At 57.4% G+C, this 18,109-nt stretch carries 13 protein-coding genes; 3 read left to right on the forward strand and 10 right to left on the reverse strand.

What is annotated here, in order from left to right:
• Positions 1-296: 296 nt before the first annotated feature.
• The 5 genes from AB7813_RS12905 to AB7813_RS12925 all read right to left on the reverse strand — a co-directional run bounded on the left by AB7813_RS12905 (position 297) and on the right by AB7813_RS12925 (position 10,847).
• Complete coding sequence (locus AB7813_RS12905; RefSeq protein ID WP_441228160.1) at positions 297-6,059, reverse strand: AAA family ATPase; 5,763 nt, start codon at positions 6,057-6,059, stop codon at positions 297-299.
• Between the two features lie 296 nt (positions 6,060-6,355).
• The gene (locus tag AB7813_RS12910; RefSeq protein ID WP_441228161.1) at positions 6,356-7,603 is read right to left on the reverse strand and encodes a tyrosine-type recombinase/integrase; all 1,248 of its coding nucleotides are present in this window, start codon (positions 7,601-7,603) and stop codon (positions 6,356-6,358) included.
• A 288-nt stretch (positions 7,604-7,891) separates the two neighbouring features.
• Positions 7,892-9,118 carry an ABC transporter substrate-binding protein gene (locus AB7813_RS12915; RefSeq protein WP_439082976.1) on the reverse strand — a complete coding sequence of 409 codons (1,227 nt, stop codon included), beginning with the start codon at positions 9,116-9,118 and terminating at the stop codon, positions 7,892-7,894.
• 62 nt (positions 9,119-9,180) lie between these two features.
• Positions 9,181-9,510, reverse strand: coding sequence for an AtuA-related protein (locus AB7813_RS12920; RefSeq protein WP_231079706.1), 330 nt, complete (start codon positions 9,508-9,510; stop codon positions 9,181-9,183).
• A gap of 2 nt (positions 9,511-9,512) precedes the next feature.
• On the reverse strand, positions 9,513-10,847 hold the full coding sequence (locus AB7813_RS12925; protein WP_439062861.1) for an acyclic terpene utilization AtuA family protein: 1,335 nt from the start codon (positions 10,845-10,847) through the stop codon (positions 9,513-9,515).
• Between the two features lie 202 nt (positions 10,848-11,049).
• Between AB7813_RS12925 and AB7813_RS12930 the strand changes: the two genes are divergently transcribed.
• Positions 11,050-11,961: a LysR family transcriptional regulator gene (locus AB7813_RS12930; RefSeq protein WP_439062862.1), complete on the forward strand. Its 912-nt coding sequence runs from the start codon at positions 11,050-11,052 to the stop codon at positions 11,959-11,961.
• A gap of 7 nt (positions 11,962-11,968) precedes the next feature.
• Here the strand turns inward: AB7813_RS12930 and AB7813_RS12935 are convergent, their stop codons facing one another.
• The 5 genes from AB7813_RS12935 to AB7813_RS12955 all read right to left on the reverse strand — a co-directional run bounded on the left by AB7813_RS12935 (position 11,969) and on the right by AB7813_RS12955 (position 16,964).
• Positions 11,969-12,949: an ABC transporter substrate-binding protein gene (locus AB7813_RS12935; protein ID WP_439062863.1), complete on the reverse strand. Its 981-nt coding sequence runs from the start codon at positions 12,947-12,949 to the stop codon at positions 11,969-11,971.
• Positions 12,950-12,980: 31 nt separating this feature from the next.
• Positions 12,981-14,111, reverse strand: coding sequence for an ABC transporter permease (locus AB7813_RS12940; RefSeq protein WP_439062864.1), 1,131 nt, complete (start codon positions 14,109-14,111; stop codon positions 12,981-12,983).
• Positions 14,108-15,019 carry an ABC transporter permease gene (locus AB7813_RS12945; RefSeq protein WP_439062865.1) on the reverse strand — a complete coding sequence of 304 codons (912 nt, stop codon included), beginning with the start codon at positions 15,017-15,019 and terminating at the stop codon, positions 14,108-14,110. Before AB7813_RS12945 ends, AB7813_RS12940 begins: the two co-directional genes overlap by 4 nt.
• Before the next feature lie 4 nt (positions 15,020-15,023).
• A complete protein-coding gene (locus AB7813_RS12950) occupies positions 15,024-15,854 on the reverse strand; it encodes an ABC transporter ATP-binding protein (protein WP_120291931.1) in 831 nt (276 codons plus the stop codon).
• A 309-nt stretch (positions 15,855-16,163) separates the two neighbouring features.
• Positions 16,164-16,964: a response regulator gene (locus AB7813_RS12955; protein WP_068735059.1), complete on the reverse strand. Its 801-nt coding sequence runs from the start codon at positions 16,962-16,964 to the stop codon at positions 16,164-16,166.
• A gap of 237 nt (positions 16,965-17,201) precedes the next feature.
• Between AB7813_RS12955 and AB7813_RS12960 the strand changes: the two genes are divergently transcribed.
• Positions 17,202-17,399 (forward strand): NepR family anti-sigma factor, encoded by a 198-nt coding sequence (locus AB7813_RS12960; protein ID WP_068735402.1) that lies wholly within the window; start codon positions 17,202-17,204, stop codon positions 17,397-17,399.
• On the forward strand, positions 17,399-17,947 hold the full coding sequence (locus AB7813_RS12965; protein ID WP_068735058.1) for a sigma-70 family RNA polymerase sigma factor: 549 nt from the start codon (positions 17,399-17,401) through the stop codon (positions 17,945-17,947). The genes AB7813_RS12960 and AB7813_RS12965 overlap by 1 nt, the downstream gene beginning before the upstream one ends.
• Positions 17,948-18,109 lie beyond the last annotated feature (162 nt).

The raw sequence follows: 18,109 nt of genomic DNA on the forward strand, positions 1-18,109 counted from the left end.
GTGACTGGGCTCATCCCCTCCCTCTCGCAGAGAAGATACCGGTACCCCGAAAGACCTAGCTATATGTGATATAAAGCCAAGCGATGACATTGCCTGATCGGGAACAACGCGACCAACGGCCACATTAAAGGAAGCGCAGACATTGGGCGGCTTGAAGTACCGGTTGATCCAGTCTGCGAGGTATCGCGACACATCGTTTTCTCTGCAACCCGCTGGCACTATTCCCAGCATCGATCTTCCGGGGGTCACCTTCCAAACCACGGCCGCACGATCTGTGAACCATGTATGCTCTCTCCTCATAATGATACTCGCTGAATTCGCACCGTCTGCTCGTGACTATTGCGGCTTGATCGAAATGCTTCTGCAAATATTGGAACTTTAAACGCATAGCTTTGAGATTGAGGCGTCGACAGGACGTCGAGCTCGACTAATTGGGTTAAGCGTCGATGCCATTGTTCCTTGGGTCCCAACTCCAACAAGGTCTGATCCACGATGAAATGCCTCGGGACTTCCAATGTTGCCAAGGAGCTATGTAAAGCAACGCGACGCAGAAGCAGCCATAACAGGTCACGTTCCCGTTCGCCCTGCAATTTGAGCATGTGCTCGAGAGGCTCTAATACATCGTACGGCTTGAAAGGCAGGTCATCCTGTCGCTCATCGACCAGCGCATGTACGGCGGCCCTAACATCCCCCCGCACTGCAGGCCCACTCCGAATTCGACAGGCAGTCGCCGCACCCACTTGCCACATAAATTGCGGCATGCCCGCGCATAGCTCTATGGCGTAGTCGACAGCTTCACGATCAAACTGAATGAATTGGGCAACTTGCGGCGGAGCAACTAACTTCTCAGCCTCGGCGCGCTCTGTAATCCCGCCGAGATCTACACGCGCGCAGCTTCCGAAAAACGCATTCTTGTACTCTCTAGCGAACTCAACGATATGGTTGCTTCCAGACAAGACAAGCCCCACCGACGCAGTGGTTTGTGAGACTTCTCTAAGACTCTGTAAAAACTGCTCGAGCTCAATCTTCTTGCTTCCTCCTTGATTGTACGGGAGGATCAACGTCTCTGCCTCATCGATAAGATAAACGACGCGCTCAGCCGCTCCACCAGACGCTTCCAATAATTTCTCAGATAAGATCATGAAAGAGTCTGATAGGCTCTCCGGGTCATAACACTTCTCAAGCGCGACTCTGACAGCATTCCGCTCTTGACCGAACACCGCCTTTAGCCGTTCACCCACTGCTCGATTGTGATCCGCAATAGGAAAGGCTGGCTTTGCGAGTGCTCGGACAATCGCCTTAAATATTGAGCCCGAAACGGTTTGCTCGGGTGAGAGTAACGCACTGCGCTGTTCCGCGATTGACAGATAGACAGAGATCGCTTGCTTGTCACCCGGATTGCGGAAGCGCCGATGAAGTTCGAACAACAACGACGTCTTACCGATTCTTCTCATGCCAGTGAGAAGTACCGGGCTCGGATGCCGCGCGCTTATTAGGTAGCTGTGTAACTGCTCAATCTCTTGAGATCGTCCAACAAAATTTCTGCCTTCAGCGGGAGTATTTCCAACGCCGGGATAGAATTCGAGTATTGACTCGTTATCTATACTCCGCGCAACTCCGCTCGACTTCGCAATTTTCCGGAAACTACAAGTAACATCTCGGATGACGATTTCTTGGGTTACCGTCCTCGCACTGATTCTTAGCCGAAAACTATCGTTGTCTGACTTGCTTAGCCGCCCTTTCCACGAATCGCCGAGCTGCACGTCGACAGAGAACTCTTTACGCGCGTAAAGAAGCTCATCAGTTAAAGTTGCCACGCGGCCACTCTTCCCTGAGATCGACACATCATCTTCCGAAAAGAGCTGCACCTGCAATTGCTCCGGTACCATACCACGCGCTGTGACAACGAACCGAACATGAACCACCGGATAATCTGCGAAGCGATTTTCCCTAAGTATAAGGTCTTCTTCGACGGCAACATCGATGGATGTTTCAAGTGACTGCCCCACAGAAGGCAGTCTTTTTACAAAGTGCCTAAACGGGGCCATCCTTGCAGCCACCGCGACCTGTTGCGCGACCGCATCGGCGGCTGGAAGTAATTCAGGGCGAAATGCTGCAGCCGCACGCAGATCAAGCATTTGTTCGAGCTTGGTGCGTATTGCGCTATCAAACCTCGTCGCTAGTTTGACGATGGCTTCTGGACACTGACGTTCATACAAAAATCTCAAGAGCTCAACACGAAAGCTAACAGCGTCCGGCAATCCAGTGGCCGACGACCATAGCCTCTCACACACTTCAAAGGCGAGTACCCCAGCGGCTAATTGCTCTAGCACCTTGCCAACGTGCGAGAGTCCGGATGTTTCGTTTAGGATTTTGAACAGATCAGGCGTTGAGCTTAGAAGAGTGCTCCAGTTGCCTCCTTCTTTCTTCGAAACCTTCCATTCCGGGTTCTCGGAGGCTAGGGAGGCCTCCAAAAAACGGAACGCGAGATTCAACTGAGACCTCGTATCGAGGGCGCGGTGTACCGGATGCCCGACCGTCGAAATCGAACGAACGGAAGACTCCAGAAGGTCCGTCGATGGTCTTTCTGCAGCTTCTAGAGCAAGCATCGTGCGTGCAAAGTCGCCGACTTCGTCTACCCACCTAAGATGCTCGTCAGAGGCAGTTTCCCGCGCGTTGTCGGATAATGCAGCAAGCTGAGCCCATGCCTTAGCGACAATTGCCCCTCGGAAGAGAACCGTTAAATCCCCGGCACCACGCTCGACCGCTTCAGCGCCAAGCACCACCTGCGCACGGACGGAACTATTAATAATTCCAGCGTCGATGAGAGCTTGCACACAGGACGCAGGATCGATTCCGCCATTTATCAACTCGTCAAACTCGATTACCTGCTCGAAAACACTGTCTGCTTCATCCGCGGGAGACACCGATCTAATGTTCAACACGAGGTCAGTAACGAATTTTAGATATGCCTCAAATAGAGCCGCCAACGCTCTCTTGCTGGATGAGGAGAGAATATTTGCCACCTCTGCCCACGTACGCAGCTTCGCAGAACTAAGCTTTAAGTAATCTACCACAGAGCTGGAGTGGGCGGCGCTTAACCAAAAGGAAGGCTGCTCATCCTTTGCAAGGAATGCATCGAGTACGGAAATGAAGGCGGAAAATTCCGATACATTCCTGTCGAACCGCACGAAGATTGCCGCTACCGCCTCAAAATGAGCTCGCTGTGGCTTCCGGTCATTGAGCTCACGCGCCCATATACTTTCGAGTTCGTATAGCGTCGCATTTGGCTCGAAGCCGGACACCCCAGCATCCAGAAGACGACGCTGGACTAGCGCTAACCGTGCTTGCTGATCTTTGTCTTCGAGCTCGCGCAGGGCGTGATTTCTAAGTTCATAAAGGTCAATCGAAAGAAGCTCGAGCTGCTCATCCGCTAAGTCAATGTCCCGCGCTCTCAATGCAGACAAAACCTCGCGATAATATTGCGATTCTTGGAGGCTCGAATTTCCGAAATCGGCGGCTAGCTGGCTCAAACGAGATTCGATGGCTCTCACTTTAGGCTTTATCTGCTCATCAATTCGTCGCCTCAGCTCCTTTATCTCAGCTTCCTCTATCTTTCCTTTTGCAACCTCCAAGGCCTCCTTATAGTAGCCCGAAGTAATTAGCTCACCTGCAATTTCATTCGGAGCGGGCACTTCACCTTTGCTAACAACTCGAAGACTTTCAACACAGACGTTTAACAGCGAAACGTCGCCGGGCTGGTAGAATATTGCCAGATCGAGCTCAGATCTTGCCCACTCAGTATCCTCGCTTCTCCAAGGGCTTTCATAAGCACGTCCTTCCTGTCCGAGGAGTGTAGGTTTGGCGGTTGTGCTCGCTGGCTGCACTTCCGCTAAAATTGATCGCAGCTCGGCTTCTACCCACGTAACTTCACCGGCTTGGCCGCTCGTCGCCATTTGAGAAACGATACTAGACAGCTCTTCACCAAGCTTTGCCTGTCGCTCGTCCGGCTGAGTGTTATCCTTATTTAATGCTTCACTGATGATCTTTCGCGCTTGTTGCAGATATCGGCTAAGCTGCTGCTCATGTTGCGACTCGAGCTTCGTTACCCCCCTATCACCGTCGTTAAAAAGCTTCACTACCCGTTCATGAGCTTGACCGGACTCAATGGCCTTCGTGACTTCTCGTGCTGACCTACTGTCAAGCACGCCCTCCCGAACGACCGGCATCAACAATGCCTCACGAGCAATCTCGCGCACGCGTTTGAAATGGCCAACCATATTTGAGGGCGTTAGAATAAACTGAACTGCGGCATCTGCAGAAGCACCTGAAGGCACTTCTCGCGAAAGCAGCTTATTCAGATCATCTCTTGATTGGACGTGATCAAGATTCGAAGCGATTAACGATACGAAGGAAGCCACGTTGCGTCCGACTACGGATGGATCAGATAGCCCAGTGCTTGGATCGGCGATCGATGCCATCGGGCCTAATGAAAGTATGTCTCTCAAGCGCTCGACGACTATCAGCCTCCGCAATCGCGTGTCCGCATCCATGCTTGCCGACGTTGGATCGATAAATCGCATAAGGTTTCGGCGACGATTTAGGTCATCGATAGAAATCCACCAATCGGCGAGATGCCCAACGAAATGCGCCGCGTGAACATCAATGCCCATACGAACCAAAATCGAGCTCGGTACAAGCCATGCCGCAAGCGCTTTGCTCCGCAGAAGCGTATATATCTCGGCAGCTTCTAGGCTCCGCAGCCAATCTAGAAGAATATTTTTGGGCGGAGCATTTTTTATAAATTGAAGAACTTCTTCGACAAAGTTAGCGCGAGCGACCTCATTCTGCTCCGCGACGGTGGCCTGCGCTGGAATTTGATAGATCGTCGAAAGGGGAAGCGGCCTTTGCTGCCGCTTCAGCCAGTCGGCCACGATAGGTAATTTCTTTACGTTCTTTCTGACGCAGTCGGCAGCAAGGACAAATCGCTTCGTTCTTTCGGGCAGGCTGTGGCTTAATTCAGCTTCAACAGCAATAGGCCCCACTTTGCCCTGTAGATAGAGCGCAGCTTCGGCTACCTTTTGCTCCAATAATCGCTCAGCCTCGCTCCGGGCGACGCTGGCTTCGTGAGCATTCCTCAGCAGTCTGATCGATCTTTCAAACTCCGCGCTTTTTTGAGCGACTAGCGATGAAACGGAGTTACCAAAGATACTTCGCGCTTCGTTCGTCTTTGATGCTTCCGCAGCAAGACGCTCTTTCAGTAAGTTCGTTTCGGGAGTTTCGTTTATCGCAAGCGCGTCGATATCGAACGTCTCGGCGACCTGAAATGCGAGCGAAGGTCCGCTTAGCTTCTGTTCCGTTTCAACTTCCGCCTCCGCTTCTGGGTCAAGCTTCGGGCTTTCACGTTTATAGAGCGCACTCTTCAGAACTTCCGCCCCGCCACGCACAGCCACCTCGATCAGCTCTCGCCGATCTTCAGGACTCAGCAACGCCGCAAACAAAAGAATTCCTCGGCAAAAGGCCTGCCCATTTATTGGTACCGGGCAATCAGACTTACCGAATGCCGCCGTAAGGGTGGCCGCATCGAGAAACTTCCCGTCGCCGAGTTCGGGGCGGACAACTCCGTGCTCCATGCTCCACTTAGCAAAGCTGTATTCCGCTTTATTGTCGCTATCCCAATACGCAAGATCCCAAATCGTTTTCGGGAAAGCTCGAACCTTTGGGGAGCGCGTACGCGTTCCGCTCCCGCGGCCGCTGGATTCAACGATGATTTCTAGGTTGGATAGATGAGCCCTCGCCTCTGGGTTATTACAAACCGAAAATACGAGGCCGCAGTCTCGATCTATCAGGTCATCCTTTGTGGAGGTCTCAAGCGGCTTGGCACCGTATTTTTTACCTAGCGCTTTAAAGCCTTTGCGGACTGATTTCGGGGTGCACTTCCAATAGGCTACGCCGCTGACGAAGAATGTTCTCCGGAGAAACTCTTGATCGAATAGATCAGCTGGCAGAGGGCCATTGCCGTTGATCGGCCAAGACGAGTTTGCGATTGCGGAGTCCATAACGCTCTTCCAGAAACTTCTATTATTGGTTGAATGTGCCTAATCCATAGACGCGGTACAAGGAGACCGTGCATAAGACGGGCTTCCATCCACACCCCGCATCACGTGCCACTCCGCTTGGGACGTAAGCCGGACACGCTTTTGTCGAAGAAAACCAACTAATAACCAACGATATTGCGCAACCAATGCTTCCCAGACGCGAGCGAAACTCGCCTCAGTCGTTGATGTTCCACGCTTTTATTCGGATTCGGGGCTTTCGTTCGCCGCTCATAACGGCCTGGTCGCGGCAAGTGTGATCACCTGGTTTCGAGGTATTCCGCCCATTGATCCATAAGTAATCGCCGCTTCTCCAGTGCTCGCCCTCGTCGATAGGCGCGCTCGACCTCATTACCAACCGTGTGCGCCAAAGCAGCTTCAGCAATCTCTCGTGGGAAATCCGTGCAATCACCTGCCCAATCGCGAAAGGTGGAACGGCAGCCATGCGTCGTCATTCCCTCAGCAACGACCTTCAGAGTATTGAGCAAAGCATTCAGACCCAAGCTTTGGTTCACCCTTGGACCACTGAACACAAAGTCGTCCGGGCTTGCATCCTTCCTTACCAAATAGCTCAGAATTTCTTTAGCCCGACCGCTCAGCGGCACGACGTGATCTTCTTCCATCTTCATCCGTTCCGCAGGAACACGCCAAGTCGACTGCTCCCAGTCGATTTCAGCTACTCTCATAGCTCGCACTTCCGTCGTTCGCGCGGCAGTAAGTATCGCAAATTCGAGCGCTATGCTCGCCGAAGTCGCCGCTATGGGGTGTCGCTCACGAAGCTTCCGTAAAATCTGAGGCATCAATCGGTATGGCGGGGCCGGGTGATGCTTTGTTTTTCGCTTTTGGCCACGTCCTAAGATGATCTGAAGGTGCCCTTTCCAGCGGGCGGGGTTCTCTCCCGACCGCAGCCCCTTCACCTTCGCGGCGTCCAAAACTTGTTCGATTTTTCCTCTGAACTCCCGCGCTGTTCGAAACCTTGTTTCCCAGAGCGGCTTCAGCACCGTCAATACGTCGTCGGTCGAAATTTGATCAATGGCTATTTCGCGGAGCGGTTCTGCGTAGAACTCGATATTTCGTTTCCAATCTACAACGGTTTTTGAGCCCCTGAATCTGGATTGAATCGAAACGAGATATTCATCCGCAAATGCTCCGAACGTCTGGCTCTTTCCGACACCGCCCCCGTTCTGAGTTTGCTTCTGCGCCAGGAGCGGATTTACGCCATCCCTCAACAGAGCCCGGGCGTCTGCTGCTCTAGCCCGCGCTTGGGCGAGGCTAAATCCGGATTGCCCTTTAGCGTCAAACGACCCCAACCCCATTTCGTGGAGCTTGCCAAGCTGCTTGAACATGAACACCCACGAACGCGAGCCACCGGGACGCACCGTCAAATACAGACCTCCGCCGTCGCTATGGCGACCGGGCCGAGTTGTCGTTTCCGCGAACCTTGCTGAAAGCTTGTGAAGCTGACGTTTGGCCGCTTCCGGCTTCGCTTCACTTAAACTGTCAGCCACAGCCCCACCTTTGTCCCAACTTCCGCGCCTACACTAGGCTGATACTTGCTGGACGATGCTGGACGGTGCCAATCCCATTCCGCCCATCAACGCACTGATTTATATATGAAATTAGTGCGTTTATCAAGTTTAGTGGACGTAATTGGACACAGGATGTAGCTGTGGTGATGCCAGCTGCACCCCGCATTCTTTTGAGGAATAGGTAAGGCTCTCTCACCCTTCGAAAGAATCGCAATTAAAGGTATTTGCCTGCCCGCGACGCTCGGTTCATAGAGTTATCTGTTCGGCTTACTTCTTGCTCATCACCATTGGGCATGCACTCGCCGAGAGCGGCGAGAACGCGTCTTCGCCCTTCACCGTGGCGAGGATTCTGAACACGTCATAGCTATCGGTGACCTCGGAAGGCTTCTTGACCTCGGCGAGATACATGTCGTGGACCATCAGATTGTCCGGACGCAGCCGGCCGTTGCGCAGAAAGGCATCGTCAAACGTACGCCCCTGCAGATCCTTGACCACAGCGGCAGGATCCTTGGTATTCGCGGCCTCCACCGACTTGATGTAGTTCAGCGTCGAGGAATAGACACCCGCCTGCATCATGCTCGGCGGCTTGCCCATCTTGGCAGCGTAACGCTTGGAAAATGCACGCGTGCGGTCGTCCATATTCCAGTAGAAGCCGGACGTCACCAGCAGGCCTTGCGCGCTCTTCAATCCGACGCTTCGGATGTCATTCACGTCGATCAAGAGCGCAATCATCTTCTGATCGCCGCCCATCAAACCGAACTCTTCTGCCTGCTTGATGGCATTCTGCGTGTCGCTGCCGGCATTCGCGATGGCGATGACCTTGGCGCCCGACGACTTGGCCGTCAGAAGCTGCGAGGAGAAATCCGCCGTGTTGATTGGATGCGGCGCACGGCCAAGCGCCTTGCCGCCGCCCTTGACGGCAACTTCCGTTACGTCACGCTCGAGCGCCTGACCAAAGGCATAATCCGCAACAACGAAGAACCATGTGTCGCCACCGCGCTGTAGCATCGCCTTGCCGGCGACATTGGCCAGCGCGTAAGTATTGTAGGTCCACTGAATGAAGTTCGGCGAGCAGAACTTGCCGCTGAGATCCGCCGAACCGCCGGCCGACGTGATGAACATCTTGTTGCGGTCCTTGGCGAAGGTTTGCACGGCGATGCAAACAGACGACACCGGCACGTCGAGAATGACGTCGACGCCTTCCTGATCATACCACTGGCGCGCAATATTGCCGCCAACATCGGGCTTGTTGAGATGGTCGGCCTGGATCAGTTCTATCGCCTTGCCGAGCACCTTGCCGCCGCATTCCTCGATCGCGAGCTGCGCTGCAGCCACCGAGCCCTGCCCGCCATTGTCAGCGAACAGACCCGTCATGTCGGACAGCACACCGAACTTCAGTGGTGTATCCGCAGCGGCACGAACGATCGCTGGAGAAAAAACTGCAGCGCTGACGCCAGTTGCACCGAGGCCAGCTAGGAATGTACGTCGCTTCATCAATAGTCCTCCCGTTTTTGGTTTTTTGGTATGAAAGTATCGTCGTCCTATTGTGACGAAGATCATGGTGAGCCGGATGACGCTCCTTTGGCCGGCAGTTCGAATTCAAGCAGCGCAGAGCTGAATGATTTCCCGTGCGTATCCAGCGCGAGCGATCGCACAACACCGCCACCGAGCGCGCCCGTCAGCACGAAGTTTAGCGCGCCGAGCGCCGGCAATTCATAGCGCGTGACGGTGCCGGTGATGGTGTCGCCGAAATGGTCCGCGACGCAATCGGCGGTCACATGCTCGGCCAGAAACGCGAAGTCCCCCATATCGAAAGCGATGACAGAAATGTTGGACGTGTCACCCTTGTCGCCGCTGCGTGAATGCGCGATCTCACGGAGTTTCATGGTCAGGCCTCCATGAATGTGACTGATGACGTCACGACAGTTTCGGGCAGCAAAGCCGAAGCGACGCCGACGATTTCGCGTGCCGATTTCCAGGCCCCGCCGCCGCCGGCGGGTCCATTGGTGTAGAGCGTTTCGACCTCGTTGCCGATCTTCACGGCCTCTGCGAGCGAGTCGGTACGCCCGGCGACGCGGATGCGGACTTCATAGGGATCACGGCCTTCGGCCAGGGCGTCACCATGCAGCGCATTGACGCCGATCAGGTCGAACCGGCTCTCCGTCATCTTCACGCCGGTGATCGCAAGGCGTTCGCGCACAATTTCAAGCGCCAGACGCCCGCGCGCGACAGCATTGGCACCGGCATAGGAGATCTCGCCCTCGCCGATATAGCTGTCGAGATAGCCGACGGATGTTTTCAGAAGGCCCGTCTTAGGCGCCCCGCTCCCGCCGGTGACATGGATGCGGTCCGGACCAACCTCCTCGACACGCACCTGCGAGAAATCGGCAACCACATCCGGCTGGTAATAGCGGGTCGGATCATGAATTTCGTAGAGCAGTTGTTCGGTCACCGTCGCGCGCGTGATCTGGCCGCCCGAGCCCGCGACCTTGGTGACGACGAGATCGCCGTCTTCGCGCACCTCGCCGATCGGGAAACCAAGCCGCGCGAGACCCTGCACGTCCTTGACGCCGGGATCGGCGAAATAGCCGCCGGTGATCTGGCCGGCGCATTCGAGGAGATGGCCGACCATGGTGCCCTTGCCGAGCAAATCCCAGTCCTCCATCGCCCAGCCGAATTCATGCACCAGCGGCCCGAGAAACAGCGCCGGATCGGCCGCCCGCCCTGTGATGACGACATCCGCACCGCCGGCCAGCGCCTCGGCGATGGGGGCTGCGCCTGTGTAGGCATTAGCTGAGATCACGCGGTTACCGAGAGCTTTGACGGAACCGCCTTCGTCCAGCGCAACGTCGGAATTTCGCGCCTGGTCCAGCACATCGTCGCCAGTCACTGCCGCGACTTTCAATCCGGTCAGACCGAGCGCCCTGGCGATGTCACGCGTCGCCTGGGCCGCAGCGACGGGATTCGCCGCGCCCATATTGGTGACGATCTTGACGCCATTCTTCCTGCAGATCGGGAGCACCGCCTTCATGCGGTCGGCAAGCAACGGGTCGAAACCGCCTTGCGGATCTTTCAGCCGGTCCTGCTGGGCAAGCGCAATGGTGCGTTCGGCAAGGCACTCGAAGACGAGATAATCGAGGTTGCCGCTTTCGGCGAGTTCGATTGCCGGTTCGATCCGGTCACCCGAATAGCCGGCACCAGATCCGATCCTGATGGTGCGCACGAGCAGTTCTCCCTGGATCAAACTTGCCTGCAGTCACATCGCGAATAACGCGATCGCCGCATGCCCATCTCCCGATCGCTTTTTGACGGACACGCCACAGGCCCGAGCAGGCGATCACGCGCATGTCGCTTTGGGGGCATTGAAGCCAGAAGCTTCCCTCTATTCAATTGAATTAATTCTATCCCATTGATAGAAATCATCTATGGATGTGAATCTCCGGCAGATCCGGTCTTTCGTCGTCGTTGCCCAAGCCGGCAGCTTCACCCGCGCCGCGGAGTTGCTGCATCTGGCGCAGCCGACGCTGACGGTTCAGATCAGGCGCCTCGAAGAAACCCTCGAGGTGAAACTGTTCGATCGCAACACCCGCTCCGTCGAACTGACGCGGGTCGGCCGCGAACTGCTGCCGGTGTTTCAGCGCATGATCCGCGATCTCGATGCCGTCGTCGTGGATACTCGCGATATCGCGGCCAAGCGCCGGGGCGTCGTCCGGATCGCGGCGCTTCCCTCGGTCGCCGCGGGTGCCCTGCCCGAGGCCATCAAGTCGTTTCGCGAGTTGCAGCCCGGCGCATCTTTCGTCCTGAAGGACGTGATCGCCAACCGCGTCCTGGACCTCGTCCGCTCAGAAGAGGTCGATCTCGGCATCATGGGCGGCAGCGTCACCGACCACGACGTGGAAGTGCTGCTCGAAGTGCGCGACCGCATGCATGTGGTGTTTCCGGCGAAGCACCCGATCGGCGGCATCCGCAAGGTCACCATCGACGATCTGATGAAATATCCGCTGGTGCTGATGGATCCCGCGACCAGCGTCCGCGCGGTCGTTGACAGCGCCTTCCTGACCGCGGGACACATCGCGCAGCCGACCTGCGAAGCGACCTATATGATGACGGCCATCGCCATGGTCCGCGCCGGCCTGGGCATCACCATCCTGCCAGGCTCCGCACGCGAGATCGGCGCTGAGCCGGACCTGCGCTCGCGGCAGATCGACGTCGCGGATTTCTCGCGGGCCATCACCATCATCAAGAAGGCCGGCCGCACGCTGCCGCCGATCAGTGAAGCCTTTGGCGATCACCTCGCCAAATCAATCGGCGCTCAGCCGTTATTCGCGCGCCGCTGATGCGCAATTACTTCATCGCCTCATAGACCGCGAAGCTGTAGGCACCTTCCGGCTTCTTGGTAATCACGGGATCCGAACCGCCAGACATCAGCGTCGCAACGGTGCGATCATAGTCCTTGACGTCGAGCTTGCCATTGGCATCGCCGAGCAACTTGCTGACCTCGGTCATCATGCGCTTCTGGTCTTTGGCAGTCTTGGCGCCCGTGGAGTCGCCAGCCAGAATGATCTTCACGGCTTCGTCGGGATTGGTCTTGGCATAGTCCCAGCCCTTCATCGACGCCTTCACGAACTTCGCCATCTTGGCAACGAAGGCTGGATCCTTGAGATTCTTGTCGAGCACCCAGAGACCGTCCTCCAGCGTCGCGACGCCCTCGTCCTCATATTTGAACACGGTAAGCTGGCTCGGCTTGTAGCCGCCATCGATCACCTGCCAGTATTCATTGTAGGCCATCGTCGATACACAATCGGCCTGCTTCTGCAGCAGCGGATCAACATTGAAGCCCTGCTTGATGATCTTGACGCCGGCCGGCGAACCATCGGTCTTGTAGCCCAGCTTCGACATCCAGGAGAGGAACGGATATTCGTTGCCGCCATACCAGACGCCGGTGACCTTGCCCTTCAGATCGGTCGGCTTCTTGATGCCGGTCTCGGCGCGGCAGGTGAGTTCGAGCCCGGACTTCTTGAAGGTCTGCGAAATATTCACCAGCGGCACGCCCTTCTCGCGCGAGGCCAGCGCCGACGGCATCCAGTCCACCACCACATCGGCACCGCCGCCCGCGATCACTTGCGGTGGGGCGACATCGGGACCGCCCGGCTTGATCGTCACGTCGAGCCCGGCGTCCTTGTAGAAGCCCTTCTCCTTGGCGACGAAGTAGCCGGCGAACTGGGCCTGTGCGACCCATTTGAGCTGGATGGTGACCTTGTCCGCCGCTTGCGCGGAGCCGAGCGAGAGAGCCATCGCTGCGCCGAATGCCATGATCTTCTTCATGCTCAACTCCAGAATTGGCGAACCTGCCGAACTAGGTCCGCATCAATGGATGCCAAAACGTCGTCACGCGCTCGGCGAGCGCAACAAGTCCATAAAATGCCATTCCCGCGATCGCGGCCAGCGCGATCTCCGCCCACACCATATCGAGCGCCATGCGCCCGGCTTCGGTGGAAATTCGAAAGCCGATGCCTTGCGTCGGCGTGCCGAAGAATTCCGCGACAATGGCACCGATCAGGGCCAGTGTGGCATTGATCTTCAGTGCATTGAAGATGAAAGGTAGAGCAGCGGGAAGATACAACTTGATGAGAGTCTGGGCATAGCTCGCGCCGTAGGAGCGCATCAGATCACGCTCGATATCGCCGGCAGCTTGCAGACCGGCCAACGCATTCACCAGCATCGGGAAGAATGTCACCAGCGCCACGACCGCGGCCTTCGACGGCCAGTCGAAGCCGAACCACATGACCATGATCGGCGCGACGCCAACCAGCGGCAGTGCCGAGAAGAAGTTACCCAAGGGTAGCAGCCCGCGGCCGAGAAATTCAAAGCGATGCGCGAGGATCGCCACCAGAAGCCCAGCGCCGCAGCCGATGGCATAGCCGATCAGCACACCACGGATGAAGGTCTGCACGAAATCCGCGCCCAATATCGGCAGCGACGCCATGAATTTCACAGCGGCAGCGCTCGGCGACGGCAGCAGCACTGGCGGCACGCCGGCCCCGCGCACCACGACCTCCCAGAGATAGAACACGGCCGCACCGAACAGCAGCGGAATGGCGAGATCGATGATCTTCCGAAATGCGCTGTTGCGCGGTTTCAGCCCCGCGAGCGCGACGACGCAGATCCAAGATGCCAGCCAGACTCCGATCACGACCATCCAGAAGCCTGATGCCGCATCGCCGGCGATCAAGGGATCGCGGAGCAGCATCAGTGTCATATCCGCAGTGATGCCTGCCCCGACAAGCCCGATCACGATGGCAGGCAGGCCACGGAAGCCGGCAGCGAAAGCGAACACAAGCACGATGACGCCGGTCAGCAGAAACGTCAGCGGGCGCGCCATCAGCGCGGCGACAGGCACACCCGAGAGCGGCAATGGCAGCATCAGTGTAATCAGCACGCACACTGCCGACATGATGAAGCCCAGGCGGATCTGGCGACGATTCATGCCCGCGCCCCCATCCGCTGCGCGACCTTGCGTTCGGCATAGCTCACAATCGCAATCAGGCCCGAGGCTAGCACGGCGGCGGCAACCAGTGCCGACCAGATCTGGATGGTCTGGCCGTAATAGGAGCCGGCCAGCAGGCGTGCACCGATGCCGGCTTCCGCGCCGGTCGGCAATTCCGCGACGATGGCGCCGATCAGCGAGATGGTGATGGCGACCTTGAGGCTGGCAAAGAGATACGGCACGGCCGATGGCCAGCGCAATTTCGACAGCACCTGTCTAGATGTCGCCGACCATGTGCGCATCAGGTCCATCTGCATCGGATCGGGCGAGGTAAAGCCTTTCACCATGCCGATGGTGATGGGAAAGAAGCTCAGATAGGCCGAGATGATCGATTTCGGCAGCAGGCCCTGTAGGCCGACGGCACCGAGCACCACAATGAAGATCGGCGCCAGCGCCAATATGGGCACCATCTGCGAGCAGATGATCCACGGCATCAGGCTACGCTCCAGCACGCGGCTGTGCACGATGGCGAGCGCCAGCACGATGCCGAGCAGCGCGCCTAGCGCGAAGCCGAGCAGCGTCGCCGACAGCGTCACCATGGAATGATAGACGAGGCTACGCGGCGCCGTCGGCGCATAGCCGAACACGCCGTCGATGAAAGCACCGACCACCTGATGCGGCGCCGGCAGCGGCGGCCGTTCCGCGCTCATGGTGCCTTCCAGCAATTCCATCGTCGTGTAAGGCGCTTCCTCGCGCTCGAAGCCGCCGCGCACAAGCGACAGGTTCATCAGCACGGCGCCGATGTACCAGACGATGATCAGCACTGCGACAATGGTCACCAGCGGCGCACTACGCTTGACCAACGGATGCGTGCGCCGTGCCGCGCGCGCGACCGGTATCGTATCCACCGTACTACTCGTCATAGGAATGCCCGGCACGCAGCCCCGTGCGCACGCGCTGCGCGATCGCCATGAATTCCGGCGTCTCGCGAATTTCCAGCGTGCGGTCGCGCCGGAAATTGCAGTCGATGATATCAGTGATACGGCCCGGCCGCGGCGACATCACCACGATCTTGGTGGAAAGAAACACCGCTTCGGGAATCGAATGCGTCACGAACAACACGGTCTTGCGGGTCTTGGCCCAGAGCTGCAGGAGCTGTTCGTTGAGATGATCGCGCACGATCTCATCCAGTGCTCCGAACGGCTCGTCCATCAGCAGCAATTCGGGATCGAACGACAGCGCCCGTGCGATGGAAACCCGCTGCTGCATGCCGCCGGAGAGCTGCCAGGGAAACTTGCGTTCGAAGCCGGTGAGATTGACGAGGTCGAGGTAGCGCGCGGCGCGCTGTTTCTGTTCGGTCGGCGAGAACCCCATCAATTCCAGCGGCAGCTTGAGGTTGGCCTCGATGCTGCGCCAGGGAAACAATGCCGGCGCCTGAAACACATAGCCGTAATTGCGCCCCAGCCGCGCCTGCTCGGCACTCATGCCATTGACAGTGACGCTCCCAGAGCTTGGTTGCTGCAGGTCCGCGATCACACGCAGCAGCGTGGTCTTGCCGCAGCCGGAGGGACCGATGAAGGAGACGAACTCCCCACCACTGATTTGCAGATCGACATTGGATAGCGCTTCGACCTTGCCGTCGGCCGTATCGAAAGTGAGCGACACCTTGCTGACATCGACCGCAACGGGGCGTGTCACTGTGGATTGATAGATATGAGGTTCAGCGTCGGCAGTTGAGTTCATGCGCACCGGTTCGACCAGAAGGGTCACGCAGCCGCGCCAGCCCGTCAAAGCCTATGAGCCCTGCGGGACGTGGCAATTTGCCGCTTATCGAGGGATGATATCGGCATTGATCGCTGCATCAACACAATACTGTCAGCCCCCTCCTTCTGCCCGCTGATAGTTTGCGCAAGCGAAGAGGACTTATTGAGCAGGTATCATCCAGCGCGATGGCTTCTGGCCAAACGAAAGCGACCGGGCACATGGCCCAGCCGCTTCGATATCAATCAATACCAGCGAGATCAGGACGCCCGAAGTTAGGGCGCCTTGAAATCAGGATGCCTTGGCTGTCTTGTTCTTTGAGTTGCGCTGGAAGAACAGCGCCTGGCTGGCGACGGCCGAGACCATCGCGGGCTGGAACGGCTTCGAGATCAGGAAGGCCGGCTCCGGACGTTCGCCAGTCAGGAAACGCTCCGGATAGGCGGTGATGAAGACTACCGGCACTTCGAAGATGCGCAGCAACTCGTTCACCGCATCGAGACCCGAGCTGCCATCGGCGAGCTGGATATCGGCGAGGATCAGGCCGGGCTTCTTGTTCTTTGCGAGCGCAACCGCATCTGCATGGGTGCGTGCAACGCCGATGACGTTATGACCGAGATTCTTCACGAGGCTTTCGAGATCCATCGCGATGAAGGTCTCGTCCTCGATGATAAGAACGTCGGTGGCTATTTCGGCGGCCATTTCTCGGCCGGCCGTATCGGCCAGCGTACGCACTTCCGCCACATCAGCGTCGAGTACGAAGGCGACTTCCTCTTCCGAGAAGCCTTCGAGCGACAGCAACAGGAAGGCCTGTCGTGGCAGCGGGGTGATGTTGGAAATGCGCTTCTCGGAGGCGGCCTGCAGCGGCGCGACGTCCGGATTGTCGTTCAAGGCGACAGAGTTCCAAATCTGGGTGAACAGGCGAAACAAGCCGGCACGGGCTCCGTGTTGCTCGTCGAGCAACGACTGGTCCTGCAGCAACGCTTCCAGCATGGCGCCTACATAGGCATCGCCTGAGGCCTGGTTACCTGTGAGGGCGCGGGCATAGCGCCGCAACAGCGGCAAGTGTTCAGCTACGAGCTGTGATCGGGACATCCCCACTCCATCCTGTCTGGTCAAAGACGACTCTACGTCAAAGTCGAAGGGGTATTCGGATACAATCCGGCTCCCTCGTTGTGCTTGTTTACGCCCCAGCCAGACAAAAGTTCCATCGGGTCGGAACTTTCGGCCACGCTCCGCATTAGATCGCCGACAGACGCCGCAAAGGCTTCAAAAATCAAGAAAATTTCTCAAATTCCAGGGACATGTCTTCTGGGGAATGTGGAACGGGTCATGAAAGATGTGAAGCCAAAGGGCGGATTAAACGCCGAAATCCAGTCACGGATCGGGCATCAGTTGCGCGCCATGTACGACGATGTCGTGCGACAGGGCGTGCCGGACCGATTTGCGGAGCTGATCCGCAAGCTGGACGGGGCTGAGGCTCAAGCCCAGATCGCTGGCGATCCCGGCAAAAATGAAGGAGGGGAATAATGCCTCTCACAGACTCACTCCGCGACGACATTCTGGCGTCGGTGCCTAGCCTGCGCGCCTTCGCGATCTCGCTCTCCGGCAACGGCGACCGGGCAGATGACCTCGTTCAGGAAACGCTGTTGCGCGCTCTCGCCAATATCGACTCCTTCCAGGTCGGCTCGAATCTCCCTGCGTGGTTGTTCACCATTCTGCGCAACCTGTTCCGGTCGGACTATCGCAAGCGGCGACGGGAAGTCGAGGATGCGGACGGCAGCTATGCCAAGACTCTGAAGACCCAGCCGGCACAAAACGCCCATCTGGAATTTGAGGAGTTTCGCGCGGCGCTTGAGAAGCTTCCGCAGGATCAGCGCGAAGCGCTTATTCTCGTCGGCGCATCGGGCTTCTCCTATGAGGACGCGGCCACGATCTGCGGCTGCGCCGTCGGCACCATCAAGAGCCGCGTCAACCGCGCGCGTTCGAAGCTCAGCGCTCTTCTCTATGTGGATGGCGCGGAAGACTTCGGCCCGGACGATACCGTCCGCGCAGTGATCGGCGGATCGGGCGGTTAGTTCGATCCGACAATTGAGGCAAGACAAGCGGTCACTTCGGTGGCCGCTTTTTTTTGCGCGAGTTGGTATGAGTGTATCAGCAGCGCGCCAACTTCTTCCGCAATCGTGGCGAAGGAACCGCCACCATCTTTCCGCCACACAGAAAGTGCCCCTCGCGCTCAC

It is taken from the genome of Tardiphaga sp. 20_F10_N6_6, from assembly GCF_052076045.1.
Classification (GTDB): Bacteria; Pseudomonadota; Alphaproteobacteria; order Rhizobiales; family Xanthobacteraceae; genus Tardiphaga; species Tardiphaga robiniae.

Coding starts and splice junctions, on each gene's coding strand:
- AB7813_RS12905 (WP_441228160.1), bottom strand. CDS start 6,059: ATGGACTCCGCAATCGCAAACTCGTCTTGGCCGATCAACGGCAATGGC.
- AB7813_RS12915 (WP_439082976.1), bottom strand. CDS start 9,118: ATGAAGCGACGTACATTCCTAGCTGGCCTCGGTGCAACTGGCGTCAGC.
- AB7813_RS12920 (WP_231079706.1), bottom strand. CDS start 9,510: ATGAAACTCCGTGAGATCGCGCATTCACGCAGCGGCGACAAGGGTGAC.
- AB7813_RS12930 (WP_439062862.1), top strand. CDS start 11,050: ATGGATGTGAATCTCCGGCAGATCCGGTCTTTCGTCGTCGTTGCCCAA.
- AB7813_RS12935 (WP_439062863.1), bottom strand. CDS start 12,949: ATGAAGAAGATCATGGCATTCGGCGCAGCGATGGCTCTCTCGCTCGGC.
- AB7813_RS12940 (WP_439062864.1), bottom strand. CDS start 14,111: ATGAATCGTCGCCAGATCCGCCTGGGCTTCATCATGTCGGCAGTGTGC.
- AB7813_RS12950 (WP_120291931.1), bottom strand. CDS start 15,854: ATGAACTCAACTGCCGACGCTGAACCTCATATCTATCAATCCACAGTG.
- AB7813_RS12955 (WP_068735059.1), bottom strand. CDS start 16,964: ATGTCCCGATCACAGCTCGTAGCTGAACACTTGCCGCTGTTGCGGCGC.
- AB7813_RS12960 (WP_068735402.1), top strand. CDS start 17,202: ATGAAAGATGTGAAGCCAAAGGGCGGATTAAACGCCGAAATCCAGTCA.
- AB7813_RS12965 (WP_068735058.1), top strand. CDS start 17,399: ATGCCTCTCACAGACTCACTCCGCGACGACATTCTGGCGTCGGTGCCT.